This is a genomic window from Rhizobium sp. 768_B6_N1_8 (genome assembly GCF_051811225.1).
GTDB lineage: Bacteria > Pseudomonadota > Alphaproteobacteria > Rhizobiales > Rhizobiaceae > Rhizobium.
Map to the genome: position 1 here is coordinate 1,037,443 of NZ_JBPWPV010000001.1, position 15,883 is coordinate 1,053,325.

The 15,883-nt window shown below is 57.7% G+C and carries 21 protein-coding genes; all 21 read right to left on the reverse strand.

The features are described 5' to 3' along the window. Positions 1-99: 99 nt before the first annotated feature. Positions 100-396: a hypothetical protein gene (locus tag AB8B33_RS05230; protein ID WP_439014587.1), complete on the reverse strand. Its 297-nt coding sequence runs from the start codon at positions 394-396 to the stop codon at positions 100-102. Continuing rightward, positions 396-1,364: a glycoside hydrolase family 19 protein gene (locus tag AB8B33_RS05235; protein ID WP_439014588.1), complete on the reverse strand. Its 969-nt coding sequence runs from the start codon at positions 1,362-1,364 to the stop codon at positions 396-398. The genes AB8B33_RS05230 and AB8B33_RS05235 overlap by 1 nt, the downstream gene beginning before the upstream one ends. 104 nt (positions 1,365-1,468) lie before the next feature. Then, positions 1,469-1,903, reverse strand: coding sequence for a hypothetical protein (locus AB8B33_RS05240; protein WP_439014589.1), 435 nt, complete (start codon positions 1,901-1,903; stop codon positions 1,469-1,471). Positions 1,904-1,919: 16 nt separating this feature from the next. Continuing rightward, on the reverse strand, positions 1,920-2,627 hold the full coding sequence (locus tag AB8B33_RS05245) for an SGNH/GDSL hydrolase family protein (RefSeq protein ID WP_439014590.1): 708 nt from the start codon (positions 2,625-2,627) through the stop codon (positions 1,920-1,922). Positions 2,628-2,685: 58 nt separating this feature from the next. Next, positions 2,686-3,285, reverse strand: coding sequence for an SGNH/GDSL hydrolase family protein (locus tag AB8B33_RS05250; RefSeq protein WP_439014591.1), 600 nt, complete (start codon positions 3,283-3,285; stop codon positions 2,686-2,688). Beyond that, a complete protein-coding gene (locus AB8B33_RS05255; protein WP_439014592.1) occupies positions 3,282-4,076 on the reverse strand; it encodes a hypothetical protein in 795 nt (264 codons plus the stop codon). The genes AB8B33_RS05250 and AB8B33_RS05255 overlap by 4 nt, the downstream gene beginning before the upstream one ends. A 4-nt stretch (positions 4,077-4,080) precedes the next feature. Then, positions 4,081-5,607, reverse strand: coding sequence for a hypothetical protein (locus AB8B33_RS05260; protein WP_439014593.1), 1,527 nt, complete (start codon positions 5,605-5,607; stop codon positions 4,081-4,083). A gap of 55 nt (positions 5,608-5,662) precedes the next feature. Next, positions 5,663-7,711, reverse strand: coding sequence for a hypothetical protein (locus AB8B33_RS05265; RefSeq protein WP_439014594.1), 2,049 nt, complete (start codon positions 7,709-7,711; stop codon positions 5,663-5,665). Continuing rightward, positions 7,699-8,097 (reverse strand): DUF6950 family protein, encoded by a 399-nt coding sequence (locus AB8B33_RS05270; protein WP_439014595.1) that lies wholly within the window; start codon positions 8,095-8,097, stop codon positions 7,699-7,701. Before AB8B33_RS05270 ends, AB8B33_RS05265 begins: the two co-directional genes overlap by 13 nt. 4 nt (positions 8,098-8,101) lie before the next feature. Continuing rightward, positions 8,102-8,674: a hypothetical protein gene (locus AB8B33_RS05275; RefSeq protein WP_439014596.1), complete on the reverse strand. Its 573-nt coding sequence runs from the start codon at positions 8,672-8,674 to the stop codon at positions 8,102-8,104. Then, complete coding sequence (locus tag AB8B33_RS05280) at positions 8,674-9,396, reverse strand: hypothetical protein (protein WP_439014597.1); 723 nt, start codon at positions 9,394-9,396, stop codon at positions 8,674-8,676. Before AB8B33_RS05280 ends, AB8B33_RS05275 begins: the two co-directional genes overlap by 1 nt. Continuing rightward, positions 9,389-11,542 carry a tape measure protein gene (locus AB8B33_RS05285; protein WP_439014598.1) on the reverse strand — a complete coding sequence of 718 codons (2,154 nt, stop codon included), beginning with the start codon at positions 11,540-11,542 and terminating at the stop codon, positions 9,389-9,391. Before AB8B33_RS05285 ends, AB8B33_RS05280 begins: the two co-directional genes overlap by 8 nt. Before the next feature lie 143 nt (positions 11,543-11,685). Beyond that, positions 11,686-12,090: a gene transfer agent family protein gene (locus tag AB8B33_RS05290; protein ID WP_439014599.1), complete on the reverse strand. Its 405-nt coding sequence runs from the start codon at positions 12,088-12,090 to the stop codon at positions 11,686-11,688. Beyond that, positions 12,090-12,533 (reverse strand): phage tail tube protein, encoded by a 444-nt coding sequence (locus AB8B33_RS05295; RefSeq protein WP_439014600.1) that lies wholly within the window; start codon positions 12,531-12,533, stop codon positions 12,090-12,092. Before AB8B33_RS05295 ends, AB8B33_RS05290 begins: the two co-directional genes overlap by 1 nt. A 269-nt stretch (positions 12,534-12,802) precedes the next feature. Further along, the gene (locus AB8B33_RS05300) at positions 12,803-13,219 is read right to left on the reverse strand and encodes a DUF3168 domain-containing protein (RefSeq protein ID WP_439014601.1); all 417 of its coding nucleotides are present in this window, start codon (positions 13,217-13,219) and stop codon (positions 12,803-12,805) included. Beyond that, positions 13,216-13,671 (reverse strand): HK97-gp10 family putative phage morphogenesis protein, encoded by a 456-nt coding sequence (locus AB8B33_RS05305; protein WP_439014602.1) that lies wholly within the window; start codon positions 13,669-13,671, stop codon positions 13,216-13,218. The genes AB8B33_RS05300 and AB8B33_RS05305 overlap by 4 nt, the downstream gene beginning before the upstream one ends. Continuing rightward, the gene (locus AB8B33_RS05310; RefSeq protein WP_439014603.1) at positions 13,668-14,051 is read right to left on the reverse strand and encodes a head-tail adaptor protein; all 384 of its coding nucleotides are present in this window, start codon (positions 14,049-14,051) and stop codon (positions 13,668-13,670) included. Before AB8B33_RS05310 ends, AB8B33_RS05305 begins: the two co-directional genes overlap by 4 nt. Before the next feature lie 3 nt (positions 14,052-14,054). Then, positions 14,055-14,465: a hypothetical protein gene (locus tag AB8B33_RS05315; protein ID WP_439014604.1), complete on the reverse strand. Its 411-nt coding sequence runs from the start codon at positions 14,463-14,465 to the stop codon at positions 14,055-14,057. Between the two features lie 24 nt (positions 14,466-14,489). Further along, entirely contained in the window at positions 14,490-14,786 is a 297-nt protein-coding gene (locus AB8B33_RS05320) for a head-tail connector protein (RefSeq protein WP_439014605.1), read from the reverse strand. A 12-nt stretch (positions 14,787-14,798) separates the two neighbouring features. Next, on the reverse strand, positions 14,799-15,347 hold the full coding sequence (locus tag AB8B33_RS05325) for a Rho termination factor N-terminal domain-containing protein (RefSeq protein WP_439014606.1): 549 nt from the start codon (positions 15,345-15,347) through the stop codon (positions 14,799-14,801). A gap of 66 nt (positions 15,348-15,413) precedes the next feature. Then, positions 15,414-15,854, reverse strand: a complete 441-nt coding sequence (locus tag AB8B33_RS05330) for a hypothetical protein (protein ID WP_439014607.1) — start codon at positions 15,852-15,854, stop codon at positions 15,414-15,416. Between the last annotated feature and the right edge of the window lie 29 nt (positions 15,855-15,883).

The window sequence follows — 15,883 nt, forward strand, 5'->3', positions numbered from 1 at the left end:
GCACGAGCGCCGCAAACGCCCGCCACCGTGTCGTCGATCGCGTCCTGGTCCTTCGCCGTCTTCCCGCGAGCGCCGATCAGCGATGTGCCGATGATCGACCTAGCGGTTGATGACAGGGTCTCTTTCGAGGCACTGACCTGTTGCGTTGATGTACACGCGGCCGCGCTCACGGCATAGGCGGCGATTAACCCGAGCTTGATCAGCTGCATTGCTCAATTCTCCGATTGCCTTTGTGGTGGCGGCCGTCAGTTCGGCCGCTTCGAGATCCCGGCCACGCTGCTCGGCGGCCGGGAGCCACAGGAATTGATTGAGTGCGGTGAAGACGAGAAAGGTGGCAACCGCACCACCGGCCGCGCCGAGCGCGATTTTGACGCCTGCCGAGATCTCGGAGAACATCAACGTTGCTCCACGGCCTGCCGGATGTCCCGGATAGCGGCGATGAGGTAATGGCGCGCCACCAGGCCGCCGATCGCCACGACAAGGATGGCGACGATGATCACGATCAGCGCCCGATAGTCGAAGCCGGTCAGGGCCGCGATGCCGAGGCCGCCACCACCACCGAAGACGCTGCCCGCCCATCCGAGCAGGCTGAACTTCTTCTTGACCTCCCCTTCGACTGCAGTCGGAACGACGGCCTTCTCTTCGACGACAGGCGCCGAGACGAAGCCGGCTGTCTTACCGAGGCCTGCCGCATCGAGCAGCGCCTGATGCAGCGCCGCGCGGGTCTTTGGCCCCGGATCGCCATCGGCCTCAAGCCCTTTGGATGCCTGAAACTGCTTCAGGGCACCAGGCGCAAGGCTGAGCGCCACGAGCGACAGGCGCACCAGGTGCTCGATGCGGTCGACGAGGCCATTCTTGCCCCCATTGATCTTCGTGGAAATGGTTTCGACATCGCCCTGATCCGCCCACCGGTTCAAGTGACGATCGTCCCAATACCAGATCGGCACGAGACCTTCCCACGGGTCGGTATTCACGAGATCCGGATTGGCGACGAAATCAGGCGGGTTGAGACCGTTGTCCTCGCACCACTCGTGGAAAGCGATGTAATTGTCCTTCCCGGTGAGCTGCATGGCCGTGCGGCCCATATACTTCTTGCCGTCGCCATCGACATCCGGCGTATTGCCAAGGTCGGTGCGCGTGTCGTAGCGCTTCTGGGCCGGAGTCGGACCCCAGATCTCGCGATCATAACGGAAGTCGCCGCTCTCGTGCATCAGCTGCGCCAGGAACTGCACCTGGCGGTGCAGCCGATCGAGGCCGAACATGTAGCCGTAGCGATCGAGCGCCACGAGCACGGAATTGAGGTTGCTCTCATTCACGCGGGTTTTCGCGGCCGCGCGAATTTGCTGAGCGGTCAGGCTGCCCATTGCGAATTCTCCGATGTTGAAACGATAAAAAGGGCCGCCGAAGCAAGCCCACCACAGGATTAGAAATGTGCGATGTTTAGACGCGAGGAATTAGTTGCTTGCCATTAAGGCGCAGCACACTTGATCTGGCCGCGAACCTTCTCAGCGATGGACTGGGCAAGGTCACTAGAAGAACTGTCACCAACGCTCACTACAGGCGTACCATTAAGGCTATCGCCGATATCAATCCCTGAGACGACGATAACCTTGGCCTTGGTCTTTGCGGCCACGTCTAGCAGGACGGATTTTGCAGATTCCTCGTCAGCATCATAGATACTGGCGTTGAGAACGGCCAGACTGCAGACTTCCGGCAAAACCACAGCTTCATCAGCCATAGACCGACCGGCAAAGACGTAAATTGGCAGCTCCAAATTTGCCACCTGTTCCGCTTTCGCGCCGATCGCGACATTCCGCCAGTAAAAGTGCCCTTGCTCTTGTGCTGCAACTTCGCCCGCAAACAGGCCGATCAAAGCAAAATTCAAGAGATGACGGCGTTTCATCGTTCCACCTCAGATTTTAGGGCTTACAAGAAGCCTCACCTTTTTCTTGCAACTTGCGGTCCCATTCGTCAATCGCCAGCAGGCGTTTATGCTGAACTTCGGCTGTAAGATGCACACCATCTGGCACAACAGAGCCGGAAACCGCGTAGCCGTCAGCGGCGACCAGCCCCTTGTCCCACGCCTTGTCAAGATAGACACCCGTGTCGAGAGCAACCTTCTCGATGGTTGCGTTGATCAGATCTCTATCAGATGCGCTCCCAAAATCCCTGCTGGTCGGCGGTATTTCCCACAATACTACAGTCGAGCCTACGGCCTTGAACGTCCGGACGATCTTTTCAAGACCGGCAGACATCGCGTCCCACCTCTTGCGCCAGTCGCCAGTTGAATTTGAGCCGGGCCGCAAGTTGTTGGAGCCAAGCATGATGTGGACGATGGCTGGCTTTGCGGTTTCAGCCAAAGGCTCTGCATAGCTTACGACATCCGATATCTGCGCAGCGCCAAACCCGGCATTAAGGATTTTGCAGCCGCCCACCTCATTCCACCAAAACTGCTCCGTATTGGAGTCTCCGAATATCATCACCTGCCGTTCGCCGACGATTGCCGACTCCAGCATGATGGTATTGGAACGGGCCACCCAATGACCTTCCCACGATCCTTCGAACGCATTTGCAACAGTGGAGACAAAGATTGCGACAAGCACCGAAAGGAAGAACCTGAAAATCATCTGGCGGCTGTCTCACCTTGAAAACTGGCCGTCATCTATACAATCGCCTGCTGGCCGGTCAACCAGCCATGGCATTAACGACCGGCATGAGAGCTGCCACCATGTTCGGAACGATGATCGGGCGCTCCGCATTCCTTGTTGGATGCACGCCGTCCGGGATTCGCCCGTAGTCAGCCGCGCCCCAGTCCGGCTCGTTGTCGATCAGTCCGATTAGCGGATTCTCCGCGGCGATTTCTCGGTATTTGTCAGTGTAAAGGTGAAGGCTCGGGCGGAGAGCGGCTTGCTCACTACCCGCAACGCAAGGGTTCATCGTCATAACAAAGGCACGACACAAAGGATTGACCGCTTGAAACCGTTGGATGATCTCAAGCGCGTTGGCTTTGCATTGGGCAGTCGTGATCGATCTAGGTGTATAGGCGTCATTCATTGTGAACTCGACAACGACGATATCGGGCTGAATCGGCAGGTAGAGGCCTGCTTCAAGCTCAGCTAGGCGCATGACTGAATCCTGCGCAGCGACGCCAAAATTCAAGACGCGAACCTCTCTGCTTGCCCGCCCCGTTAGCATGCGCTCGACCCAGCCCTGCCAGGGATCGCCGTTGTCGACGCCGTAAGTCAGGCTGGTCCCGCAGGTAGCAACAGTGATCGGCCGCCTCATACGCGTTTTCCCCGATGATGTGTAAACCCGAGATTTGCGATTGAGATCACAGAATCAGGAACACCGGCGACGTTTGAGTAGCTGAGAACTTGTTGGCTGCTATTGGTGTAACAGCTAACCTCATAAGTCGTTGTCTCGCCCGCATTGTGATAGCGCGTTACGGCGACGTAGATAACACCCGTACTCAGGTCGGGGTCGGAAAGACCAGCGAAAAACCCAGTCGCTCCCTGCACGAAATGGAGAAGGCGGACCTTGAATTTCGAACCAGGAGGGACTTGTACAGCGCGCGTTCGTCCAGTTGAGCCGCCATCATTTGCACTCGAAACAGTCGTGTCCGCGACCCTCCAATTGCAGTCGTCTCCGGTCTGGACAAATAGCTTGATGTTGTTTGACGCATCAGTGAGTAGCGACCAAAACCAGCGAAACTCTGTGTACCCGCTGGGCAGAGACGGCGCCGTCGATGATGTTGAGGCAAGGATGTCAGTTGCATTCGTGGTGGGATTATAGATCAGAAGCAGGTGATACCATGTGCCCGCGGTCATGGTGAGACCAGATTGCAGACACCCCTGATCATTGCCGGCGGCCCACGCCGAATTCAGGCGCTTCAACAACCCGACAGGTAGCTCTATCGTGGTGGTGTCTGCGTCATCTCTGGCAACGCCAGCAGCCACTGTGAACTTTGTCGCCGGCGTGCTTACGTCGTTTGCCACCCACAATCCACGGATGAAACCGGGTCCACTCGCTCCGGAACCCTCCTGCATGAGCGCAGGTGAAACTTTTGTCAGCGTCATGAGGTTAAGCCTTTATCTCTTCGACAGTGAGGGTGGCACGCATAGATCCGCCATGGATGGGCGCTCCGACACCGCCGTTGAACGTCATATTGCCAGTCGTTCCCGGGCCAGCTCGAACGGAGATGGTAATGGCTGATGTCGATCCCGGAACAAACTCGACTTCGCCGCCGATCGAGATCGATTGCCCGGCCGATGTCTGCGTTTCGTAGCCACTCGCAATTGCGTTCGCGACACCGTTCCTGAAGATCGCCCAAGATGGGTAACCGGGGCCCGTACTCGACTGCGCATCACCCCTGAAGCGTACTCGAAGCTTGTTCGTCGTGCTCTTCGGCGTGATAACAACGGAGAGGATTTCCGTTCCTTCCGTGTTTTGAGGAGTTGTATTATCGACCGGAATGACGTTGCTGAGGCTAGTGTTGGCGGTATATTCCGCATATCCGCTGTCGACCATGGCACCGTTTGGTGCGATTGCGTTGAACAGGCCGCCCGTTGACAGGACCTCTACGTCCCCTGAGCCTGCCGTGGTGCGGCCGAGCAGTGATGCTGTAGGGATGTTTTGGATCTTTGCAAATGTTACCGCGTCATCGACAATCTTGGCCGTCGATACGGTTCCGTTGCCAGGCGTCGGCACAGTTACTGCGAAGCCGAGCTTGAATTCGATATTATTCGGTTTGGCCGGGTCATTCGCGACAGGCGGCGCCTCAGAAAGCGTCACAACAGTGCCGGCCAGGGAGAATGTATCGGTCTGCTGATAGACGCCGTCAATGAATAGATCGATGTTGTTTTTGCTGCCGGGGTCGACGGTCAGATCGAAGGCAACAGTCACACCGTCGCCCGCAAAGCGCTTGACGACTTTATCGTTGCGCGCCATCGCGGCATAACCCGCAGCCTCAGCAGCCGAATCCGCCGCCGCCAATGCCGCCGCTTCGGCCTGCGCCACCGCGGCACTGATATCCATGTCAGTCACCAGCCGGAAAGTCGCCCCGGAAACAACGCCAAGCACCTGCATGCCTGCCTTGAGACCATCCGCAATGACATCATTGCCAGCGTTCGTCTTTACGGCAAGCGTAGCCCCGCCATTAAATGACAGCGTCACCGGTGACCCAGTATTGGCCTCGAAGATATTCAGCAGGACGAGAGCAGAACCGGAAATGGGAATGGTGCTCGTCGCCTGAATTGCGTTGGGAGTTCCAGCGCCAGCGTCTACCGCCGTGATGAACGAATACGGCAAATCGGCGACGCGCGTCCACGATCCAGTGCCGGTCCCGCCAACCTTTTGGTAAATGCCGTTGTAGGCAACGGTGGGGTCATTAATGACCCACGCCATAGTGTTTGCCGCCTTGGCAAGTTCAGCAAACAACAGCGCGCGCTGTTGGTAGACCGTGCCGCTGTTTGATCCAATCGCGTTGAGGAGGGACTCGACCCACGCGCCCCAGCTTCGCATTTCGGATTTCTTCGGCTTCCACCGGCCCGAGGATGAGACGCCGTCAACGACGAAATCGCGCATGATCTGTATAAACGGCAAGGGCATGTTAACCTCGTGAAGGCTGCTTGCTGAAGAGCTGGACGTTAGAGAAGACGAGCGGTCAGGTTACCGTGAAAGCGCCGGTAGCGACTGCCGGCGCGGGTACGCCCGACCTGTTGATGGCTTCTATGAAACCGTATTTCGTTCCGGCAGACAGGCCGCTAATCAATCGCGAGTCTGCCGTCGACGGTGCGCCGTATTCCGTGCCGACCAGCGTGACTCCAGAGAAGCTGTTGACGGTATTGATGTAGATCCTTGCCGCGCCGTAGTTCGGGCTGTTTGGTGCGGCCCAGCTGAACGTTGCCTGTCCTGAGCCACCAGCAACACCGGCCCCTGTCACGACGCCTGGCGCTATCGGATCGGCCGTGGCCGTCCGGATCTCGTAGTCCGTCCATTCGGAACGCCGGCCATTCGACCAGGCACGCAGTCGGAAACGATACTGCACGCCGTCTGACAGATAGTTCGATCGGACCTCGTCATCCCCAGCCTTGGAGTTCACCGATCGCGCCGGCTCCGTGCCAGAGGTTGGCTCCCATTCCAACTGATAGATCAGGCTCGCTGATAGGTGATCCCAGCTCGCCAACGCATAGGCCGCGGTCTGCCCGCCAGCCAGCGTCTCGGTTTGAATGACAACATCGAAGTTGACGGGCTCCGGAACGGCAGAAGGCGGCAAGGGCGTGGCGTTTTGGCCTGGCATTCCCTCTTCAATTGCCGCATTGAACGCGTAAAGATCATCTGGCACGACAATCCCGGAAAACTGAATGGTCATGTTGCGCAACGATACCTTGGGCGAAGAGGTGATTTCCACAAGCGCCTCATTCATCTCCGGCGGCAGATGCACCCGCACGAAACGCCGATAAGCGACGTTCTTTGCCTTCTCGTAGTGCGCCTCGATCGAGGCCCTTGGTGCATTTGCCCTGATGAAGGCGAGCTTCTGCAGTCGTTGCATATGGTTATGCAGCTGCACTGCCTGGTTATCGAGGGTCTTCGTCCGCTCGCTGTCCTCGCCGATGTATGGATCGCCATAGATCGCCGCATCGACCGTATTGTACCGCTGGTCGGGATCAGTCCAGCGGCCGCGCACGGCGAGAACCGTCGATGAGCGCCGCTGGTTGGCATCGAACGACACGCTCTTGATTTCTGTTTCCGTCAACCGGATATCCGGTTCGACATATTCGCCGGCGTGCACGCCGATCAGGCCATCAGGGCGTTCGTAAACCACCAGTTCGGCGGCCTGGTCCATGATCCGCCCAACCTCGACCGGATCGTTCTCAGCCCTGAACCACATACCGCCCTGATACCTGTGATGAGCGACGCCATTGCGGTCGATGATGTTCTGGTCGCAGACGTTTGCGGCGTTGATCCAGTCAGGCAGATACATATCCGACAGGGACAACTTACCGCCAACCGGATGCGTCAGATGCCACAACCTCATCAAAGCCAGATTGCTCGAAAACTGCGTCAGACCGGTTCGCGGATCGTAAAGCAACGCTCCATCCATAACGACAGAATGCTGTGGCATCTGGTTCGGAAAAACGGTCAAAAAGTCCTCTGTGGAGACGGTTGCGGCGGCCATCCTGATGCTTGCCAATCCGTCGCCCCTATGGTCTCCCGTCCAGATAGAAGGAAATGTCGATACCACATCGAAATAGGGCGTCTCGATGTCGTGCCCGTAGCGTTCCGCAATAGAAACACGCGACTGGCCGTCAAGGACAAAATGCGACGGAGAAACGACATAACCCTCGCTGTTCAGCGTGACCGCCTCATCGTGAAGGTAGTGTTGCACGTAGCCTTGAATACGGTGACCTGCGGTAACAAGAACGTGCCAGGCATTGCCGCTATGCTCTTCAAGGAATGCATAATCACTCGCCTTCTTGACGCGGCCGAGCACGTGGCAAAGCGAGGGCACGCTCTGCTTCAGATTATAGTTGCCGTCCTCAGGCCTCGGCACGCTTGGCTTCTTGACGAACAGCCCCTGCAGCGCGATCGAACCAAACGCCAGGCCGGCATAGGCAAGCGCATACGTGCCAAGATAGAGCGCGTTCGCTGCGAGCGTGGTGGTCGCGAGCGAAGAGATAATCAATGCTGGAATTTCGATTAGTCCCGGCACTTCGGAATGCTCCAGATTGCAAGCGGTGAGGCCGTCATGGGCCCGATGGCGTTTTCGAAACGAATGTTCCAGCGCGCGCCGTCGAAGATCGCGCCCCATTGCCGGTGAATGCTCTTCGGGCTGCCGATCACGCCGATATCTCCGGCGGCGGGCCGCTGCACTCGCTTCCCCCTGATCTTCTCGACACAGAAGCCGACAACAGGAACAAGGCCGCCCGCCGCTTCGACGATCCCGCGAAAGCCTTCCTCGTCCTCATAGGTCCCGCGCAGATGGTCAGCAGGATCTGGATGGCCAAGGAAAACGGCCCAATCAGCAAGGAAAAGGCAGCAGTCTATGGCGCCTGGCGACCACGCCAATGCGCTATGGCTCGCAAAGAACGATTCCATGAAATCAGACCGTCCAGTTCGGCCAGGCAATTGTCTTGTCGATCAGCAGCGGAATTCGTTCACAGAAACGATCAGGCGCCCCTGCAGGATTAAGAACCTTGGACCGCGCCTTCTGATCGACATCGGAAAGCACCGACCCGTTCGTCAGGGTGCGAAGCGAAAACCGGTTGGTGATCTCGATTGTCACGAAGGCCATAATTCCGTCATCGGAGGCGGCGCGATCGAAAATAACGTCATCGATCGCACCCGTGAACTTGATCTCCGGAGCTCCGACCGGCTGCTCTAAATCGTCGAGGTAGAGCAGCATGATTTGGACACGCGTCCCGATGATCTCTCCGGCTTCAAAGTCCGTCCAGATCGTAGTGTAGGTTTCCGTATCGATCTCAGAGAGCGTCAGCGGCAGCATGAAGGCTTCGGCATTGATCGCAAGCTCGATATTGTCGAGCGCATCGTCCTTCAGCGTGCAGGCGCGCCATCTGTTGCCATCCTGATCGATAAAGGGCCCGCCAGATCCATCCCAGAGCCGAACGGTCTTCGATGGAAAATCCAGTTGGCAAAGGACTCGAAGTGAAGCCATTATGCCGCTCCCACAGCAAGAAGGTTCCAGTAGTCGGTCGCTTCGACGAAGCTGACCGTGGGCCGGGAACCCTTCGAAATCGCATCCTGAGAAACGTCCATGCCGAGATCGTCGGACAGGTGACACAGGCAGGTTGGATGATCGAATTCGAGCGTAGTTCCGGAAGGAATTGCCTCACGAATGGTCGTGCTGAGAGACACGGTCCAGATGTCTCCGTCCTGATCGATGACCGGACCCGTTTCATAGAGCGCGTGGTTGCAGGAAAATCGCACGCCGGCAAGATCGGGAGCCGCGTTGATGATCCGCAACCTCATCGTCGCCGCGCCGATATCGACAAGCCCTTCCGACACGATCGAAATCGCAGATTGATCGAGCGGACTATCGTCATCAAAGACGCTGTCGTCATCGAACGGGATATCCGCACTCGGCTCAAACCCTCCCGATGCGTAGGGCGCCGAAAGAGACGATGGAACCGGAACGGCAACGAGACCGGAGCGACCACCTAATTTGGAGCGAATGGCCTGCCATGTTCGCCATTGGTCTCGATAGCGACTTTGCATCACGACATTCGTATATTCGATCGACCAGAACCCGAGGTCTGTTCTTGCGACGGGCTCCACGCCCCCTAGGGATCGGCCGCTCGATCGCGTAAACGGCACGACATTGGCCTGAACCTGCGATGGGCGAAGAAGGCATCGGGGCCAGAGAATGATGTCAGCCACGATAATCAGCCCCGGCCTTCATGATCTGAAACTTGGACATAGTCGGCACGACCTGACTTTGAGCCGCCGACAACAGCGATGGTGCGGCATTCTTGATCCGCGCGTCGCTTACAGATTTAACGAACGGCATGATGTTTCCGCTATCATCGACATCGACGCCAAAGGTCACATGAAGATTGCTCTTACCCGAACCTGCGTTCGATGGTGCGCGCAGATCGACCGGTATCCTTTTCCCGTCAGGCAGTGGCACAGCCGCTTCTGGGCCGGCCTCGGCAAATATCGCGGCAGAGCGGGAAACGCCCCCGTTCGCGAATGTCTTAACGGGCTTGCCGCGCGCTGCGATGCCCCCTTTGGCAAATCCGAAGACGGATAGAAGCCCACCCAGCAATCCGCCGGCGCCTCCGCCTCCCGCCGCCGCAAATGGACCTTTGCCGAGAAGAACGGATTGAGCCACGGCCTCAATGAGCGTGTTTAGAAATTTGTCGAGCGCAGCGTTTCCGGTTTCGATCTGGGGAATAAGGTCTGAGAACGCATCGTAAAGTGCGTCCCCGAGAAATTCTGACCTCTCTCGAACTTTGTCCTGTGTCGCTGCGAGTTTGTCGGCGGCCGCTGTTGCGCCCGCGTAACTGGACGCCAGCTTTTCGATATTCGCCTCAACCTCAGGCGTGACCTTGATACCGGCCTTCGTCGCTGCGTTCAAAAGCTCCTGCTTTGAGCGAGCGAACTCGGCCGCGTATCCGAAATCGTTGATCAGCGGATTAATCTGTGCCTGCGCTGCAGTCTCTGCCTGCAACGCAGCAGTCCTATCCCTGATCTGCTGAACCTCGCGCTGATAACTGTCCTGCTTCGATCGCTTTCCACCACCACCAGACTTCGATCCTGTGGGCGCCTTGAAATCCTTTATGGAGACTGGTTTGACAGTTTCAGCGGCAGGCAATCGACCGCCTTTCGGTGCAGGCCCTTCGCCTTGACCAATAACGCTGTTCTTGATTGCCTTTTCAGTCAGATCCCCGGTCTGTCGGACGGCATTCTCGACGCTATCGGCAAACGCGCCGTTGATGCGATCCGTGATCAAGTCATCCTGCTTGATCGTAAGGGCATGCCCTGGCAGGCCCGGAATGTCGAAGTTCTTCACCGTATCGCCGGGCAGCATGCCAACGATGGTCTTTCCGACATTATTGAGACCCGAGAGCTGACCTAGGCTTTGCGCGAACGAATTCGCAGTGGCAATGCCAGAGTTGAGAGCGTTCGTGACATTGACGATTTCAGCGACCAGCGTATCGAAATTTATCCCTGCGACGAATTTTGCTACGCCATCGATCGCGGAACCGAATTCGTTGGCGACAGCGGACGATTCATTGAAGCGCCGTGCCGCATCAATGAGGCTGTTCTGCAGATTGCCAAGCCTCTGGTCGATCGTAAGAACAGAGCCGGCAACTTGATCTTCAAGAACTGGCGAGCCGGCAAGGAAGGCGTTGAAGAAGGCTTCTGACGAAATCTTTCCGTCTTTCACCAGCTTCGTAAGCTCCGATACCGATCCACCTGCTTCCTTCAGGCCAGCGGCAACAGCCTGAAGAATAGGTCGGCCACCATCGAGCAGAGAATTGTATTCTTCGGCCTGCACTGTGCCGTTGCCGAGCGCCTGAGATAGCTGCAGGAGTGCGCCCGACGATTCCTCGGCAGACTGCCCTGAAACTCGCAAGGCTAAGGCAATCTTGTCGGTAAAGTTGAGGAGGTCTGCTTGGCTAGCTCCAAGTTCCTTCGCAGATCCGGACGCGCGGCTATAAAGCGTGACAAGAGACTCAAGCGGCGCGGAATTCTTCTGGGCAGACGCGAACAGCGCGTCGTAAACGTCGTTTAGCTCCTTGCCAGAAAGACCGGCAACCTTAAGAGCGTTGTCGATCCTTGTTGCTGTATCGATCAGATTTCGCGCACCAGCAGCGCCACCGACAATGGCAAAGGCACGAGCAGCAGCTCCAGCAAACTGTGAAAAGCTTGAGCTGAGCGCTTTGTTCATCTTCGCGAAGCGCGTCTCAATGGCCCTTGCCCGACTATTGGCGACGCCATTAGCCTTGTTCAGAGCGTTTTCGAACGCCTTCGTTCTGGCCTCAAGTGCCACGATCAGCTTTTCAACGTCGGTCGCCACTTAAAAGCCCTCGATCCCCAGATCAGCCAGACGGCCATCGTCCATTTCCGGCGCCGGATCTTCTTCATTTTTATGCGCATGACGATACCCGCTCGTCATGCACGCGAACTCCCACATCGTCATCGCGCCGATGTCGCGAGGAATTACACCGCCCCATCGATAGAAGTGGGAGAACCGCCATTTTCCTCTTGGGAGCGGGTCGGGATCTGGCTCTCCTCTCCCGCTTTCATCTCCCCCGGCTGATCATCCGCTGCGCCGAATAGCGAAAGCATCAGCACCGCCTGTGCGGTCATGACGGATTCCGTCAACGGCCTTTCCTCGACGAACTGGCGGACAAGCTTCCGCGCCTCTTCTTTCGAGAGGCCGCCGCCTTCTAGCCCAAGGCGGATGGTCTCGGTCACGTCACTGACCATCCACCGGCGCGTGGAAAGCCGTTCGAGGATATGAGGTGGCCCCGCGTCGCAACGATCCTGCAGCGCTCGCAACAGATCGATGGTGAGCATGAAATCATGCTCGCCGCCCGGCCAGGTTAACGTCGAAGCCCTCATTATGCGGCCGCCGTTTCAGTCGGGAGACCGTCGAACTGGATCTCGACTTCCGACGTTACCTTCTGACCGCGCTCGGCCGTGATGTTCAGCGTGACGAGATAGGCGGGGCCCGTCTCGTATTCGGTATCGCCGACCTCTGCTTTGAGGTAACCGACGCGGATATTCTTCGTTGCGCCAGATCTCCACCAGCGCATCATCGTGCCGTGGTTCTGTTTGGCCCACGAAGCCGTGCCGGAAATGGTCACTTCCTGCGACTGGACTGCGCGCTCCACGGCGGCAGGCAGGCTCTCGTCGTCGCAGTCCGGAATTTCGGAAGTCTGCATATTAGAGGTGTGATTGATCGCGCGCGTGGTGATGCCGCAAATCTTGCTCCAAACGCCAGGCGTTTCAGTTTCGATCTCCACGACGACTTCGTGAAAATTCGCTGTGACTGCTCTCGTCATCTCATTTCTCCATGAGAAATCAGGCCGGTCGACACCAGCCAAATGAGGGCACGTGGCCCGGTTTCAGGTGAATGGCCCTTAGGCCCGCGCTGCGCCCCTTCGGGCGTTTCTCGAAGGGCGCTTTACGCGCTCAGCCAGTTCTTTGGATACGGCGAAAGCCACGACATCCTCCGGCCACGCCTGCGGATCGGGAGATGGCTTGAAGGTGAAGGAAAGCCTAGACTTCGGCCTGCGAAACGTTCCTTCGCGATGCACGATCATCTGAGCCATCAATCGTAAACCTCTTCTTCGACAAAAGCGCTGAACTGCAGAACGCCGTGACCTGTCAGCCCATCCGCATCAGTGAACACACGCCGCAAACTGCACCTGATCTCGACAAGACCCATCGTCTCAAGTTCAATTTCAGCCTCGTGAAGCAGGGATTTGACCGCGTCGACGATCTTCTTACAGGGAGCGAGGCCCACCTGCCTGCACCAAACGTCGATCTGCAATGTGTGCTCACCGGCAACGATGCAATCGGCATCATCGTCGACGACATCAGAACTGCCGAAGCTGATGTAAGCTTGCTTCCCCCGAAATGCATCCTCGGAAACGCGGTCGTAGAACCCATCTACCAGGGCCATGACCGAAGAGCTTCCGGTAACAGTGCCGAAAATCGCTTTCTGCAATTCAGCTTGAGCACTCATTTCGCACCTTCCCGGATACCTTTGCGCATCTGGCGGGTTATTCTTGATTTCACGCGACGCTTGAGCGCCCGCCAGCTAACGAAGAAAAAAGGTTGGGCGCTTGTTCCTGGATGCTGGCTTCCGGCAAAAAGGCCCTTGTTGAGATGAGGATGAGTGCCGAACTCGATAAACCACGCGTAATATTCCTCGCCGCCGCCGGCGTAGATGGTAATCCGCATGCCATCGCCTGCAGGCTTGGTCCTTCCGATCACCAGCGCACCTTTGGGAGCATTTCCCCAGGTCCATGCGATACTGTCTCGCAGTGCACCGCTCTCGACGGGGACAAGCTTTTTCATCAGGGCAACAACTTCATCCGCCCCGGCTTCCATCGCCGCGCGTGTGAACTCGACCGCCTTCGCAGGAATAGTCCTTTTGAGCTTTCGCTCCAGACTTTTGAGGCCTTCGACTGTCATGCCGCCACGCCACTCTCGACCATCAGGTCAAGAAACATCCGGTCATCCGTCTCTATAATCGAACGGATCGCATAGATCGGTCCAGTCCAGTACTGGACATCATCGCCGGCCCACTCACCATTTCGAGCGTCGCGCATCCGCCAATCAGGCGTGATCATGCGACTCTGGCGACTGGCACGTATTCGAACGACTATTGGCTGGCGTCCCTGCAATCTCGACGCAATGACCGTCTCTCCACCACGCAAGGGCGTGAAACCTGCGCGGCACTGAAACCGCTCGACGAAGCTGGCCTGCTCGTTTCCGTACCCGTCTTGCACCGTAGCGCGTTCATCGAAAGCAACGCGCTCGTAAAGATCGCTAGATGAGGAACGGCCGGCCATTGATCAGAGCGCCACGTTCGGGAACTGGATATCAAGGGCGAGAATGCTCGTCGACTTGGCGAGGCCGAGCAGGCAGACATACTCCCCGGTGCCTACATCGGCGATAGGGCAGATGGCGCCAGGCGTGTCCGACAGATAGTAGGCGATGCCAGGCGTCAACACGGCGCCGATCGCCACATCTCCGGAGCGCTCGACATCGATCGGCTGATTGAGCGCCGCGTTGTTCAGTGCCATACCGCGCGCACGGCGGGCTTCTGCAGTTGCGGAATTGGAATCCGCCAGCATGTATTTCCCGGTAGCGCTGCTCCTGTAAACGATCTGCCCAGCAGAAATCGCTTCACCGGCGATACCGCCTTCGGTAGCCGCGCCATCGACGGCAACAACGTTCGCAGGCGTGATGGAAAGGTTTGCCATGAAAGTTCTCCCAGCTCTGCGGCGTCAGACGCGCAGCCAGCGGTAAGGGTTGATGAGAAGTTTCGCCCCGTTCGGAATGCTGTCGCAGTCAAGCCCATTGTCATAGAGCTGCGAGATCACGAGCATTGCCGCCGCCTTGAAGGTGGCCTCTTTGCCGAGTGGAACGAGCGAAATGTTGCAATATTGGAGAACCGCCTGTTCGGCAGCATCCATGTAGGATTCGATAAGAACGTCGTCATCACTGTGATCGACGTGCAGGGCCATCTTCACCTCTCCCAAGGTGTAAAGCGGTCCAGTTTGAGTGATGACGACGTTTCCCATAGCCCGCTCCGATTACTGCTTGGCCGGCTTTGCCGCGCCCTCGATTGCGGCGATAATTTCCGCCTTCTTGTGCGCCGATGCGAGATCGATGCCACGATCGCTGGCGTAAGCCTTCAGCTCGTCGACCGTCATATCGTCGAGCTTTGGCGTTGCTTCGCCACCCTGATTGGCGGCATTCCTTGCTGCATCGAGATCAGCGTTGATCTTGGCGATGTCCGCCTCAGCCTGCTGGCGAGCCGCGCCGACATCCCCGTTGATCTTCTTGATTTCGGCGTCGGCAGACTGGCGAGCGGCGTCGACCTGAGCCTGAATGTCGGAAATGATACGATCCGCAGCCGCGCGTCGGGCCGCAATTTCGGCGTCGATCGACGAGAATGCAGTTTCACGATCATCATCCGATAGCGTTTCGACCTCCAGGTCTCCTTCGACCTTTTCGGCCCATCCGTTATCGACGGCAACCTTTGCCAGATCGCCCGAAATAACTTCTCCGGCTTCGATGTAACGGGTGACAGGATTGTCATCTGTCGCACCCGGAAACCGCGTCAGAACTTTTGCGCGCATGGTGGCGCCTCCAAATTGAGGGTTGGGAAGAGAGGGGCGGAAGCGCGTTGGCGCTCCCGCGATGGCTTAAGCCTGATCGGGCTGCGGGTTGCTGAACCCGCTTCCGAAAATCGCCATGGCGGCGATCGGCGTGCCGGTCCCATGCGTACCGGAGAAATCGGCGAGCAGTTTCAGGTAGCGCTTGCCGCCTTTATAGCCGAAGCGATACACCGCAGCCGCAGCGTGAGCGGCGACCAGAGACTTGATGATGCCGCCGGCACCGACAGACTGAAGGCCGAGCATGTCCGAAATGTCGACGGCCGAGTAAGTGACATTGTCATCGGACTCGGTGAGCTTGAACTCAATCTTGTTCGTTGCGTCGAACGTGATGCCGCCAATGCCGATGGCAAGCGCGATTTCAACCGCCTCATAGCCCTGAAGATCGAGTGCCGCCGGTGTATTATCCGCCGCCAGGACGGAGTTGCCGATCAAGCTGACGAGCTTGATTTTGGAGTGAAGGTCTTTCATCGAAGCGTCCTCAAAAAGGTTTGCGGCGG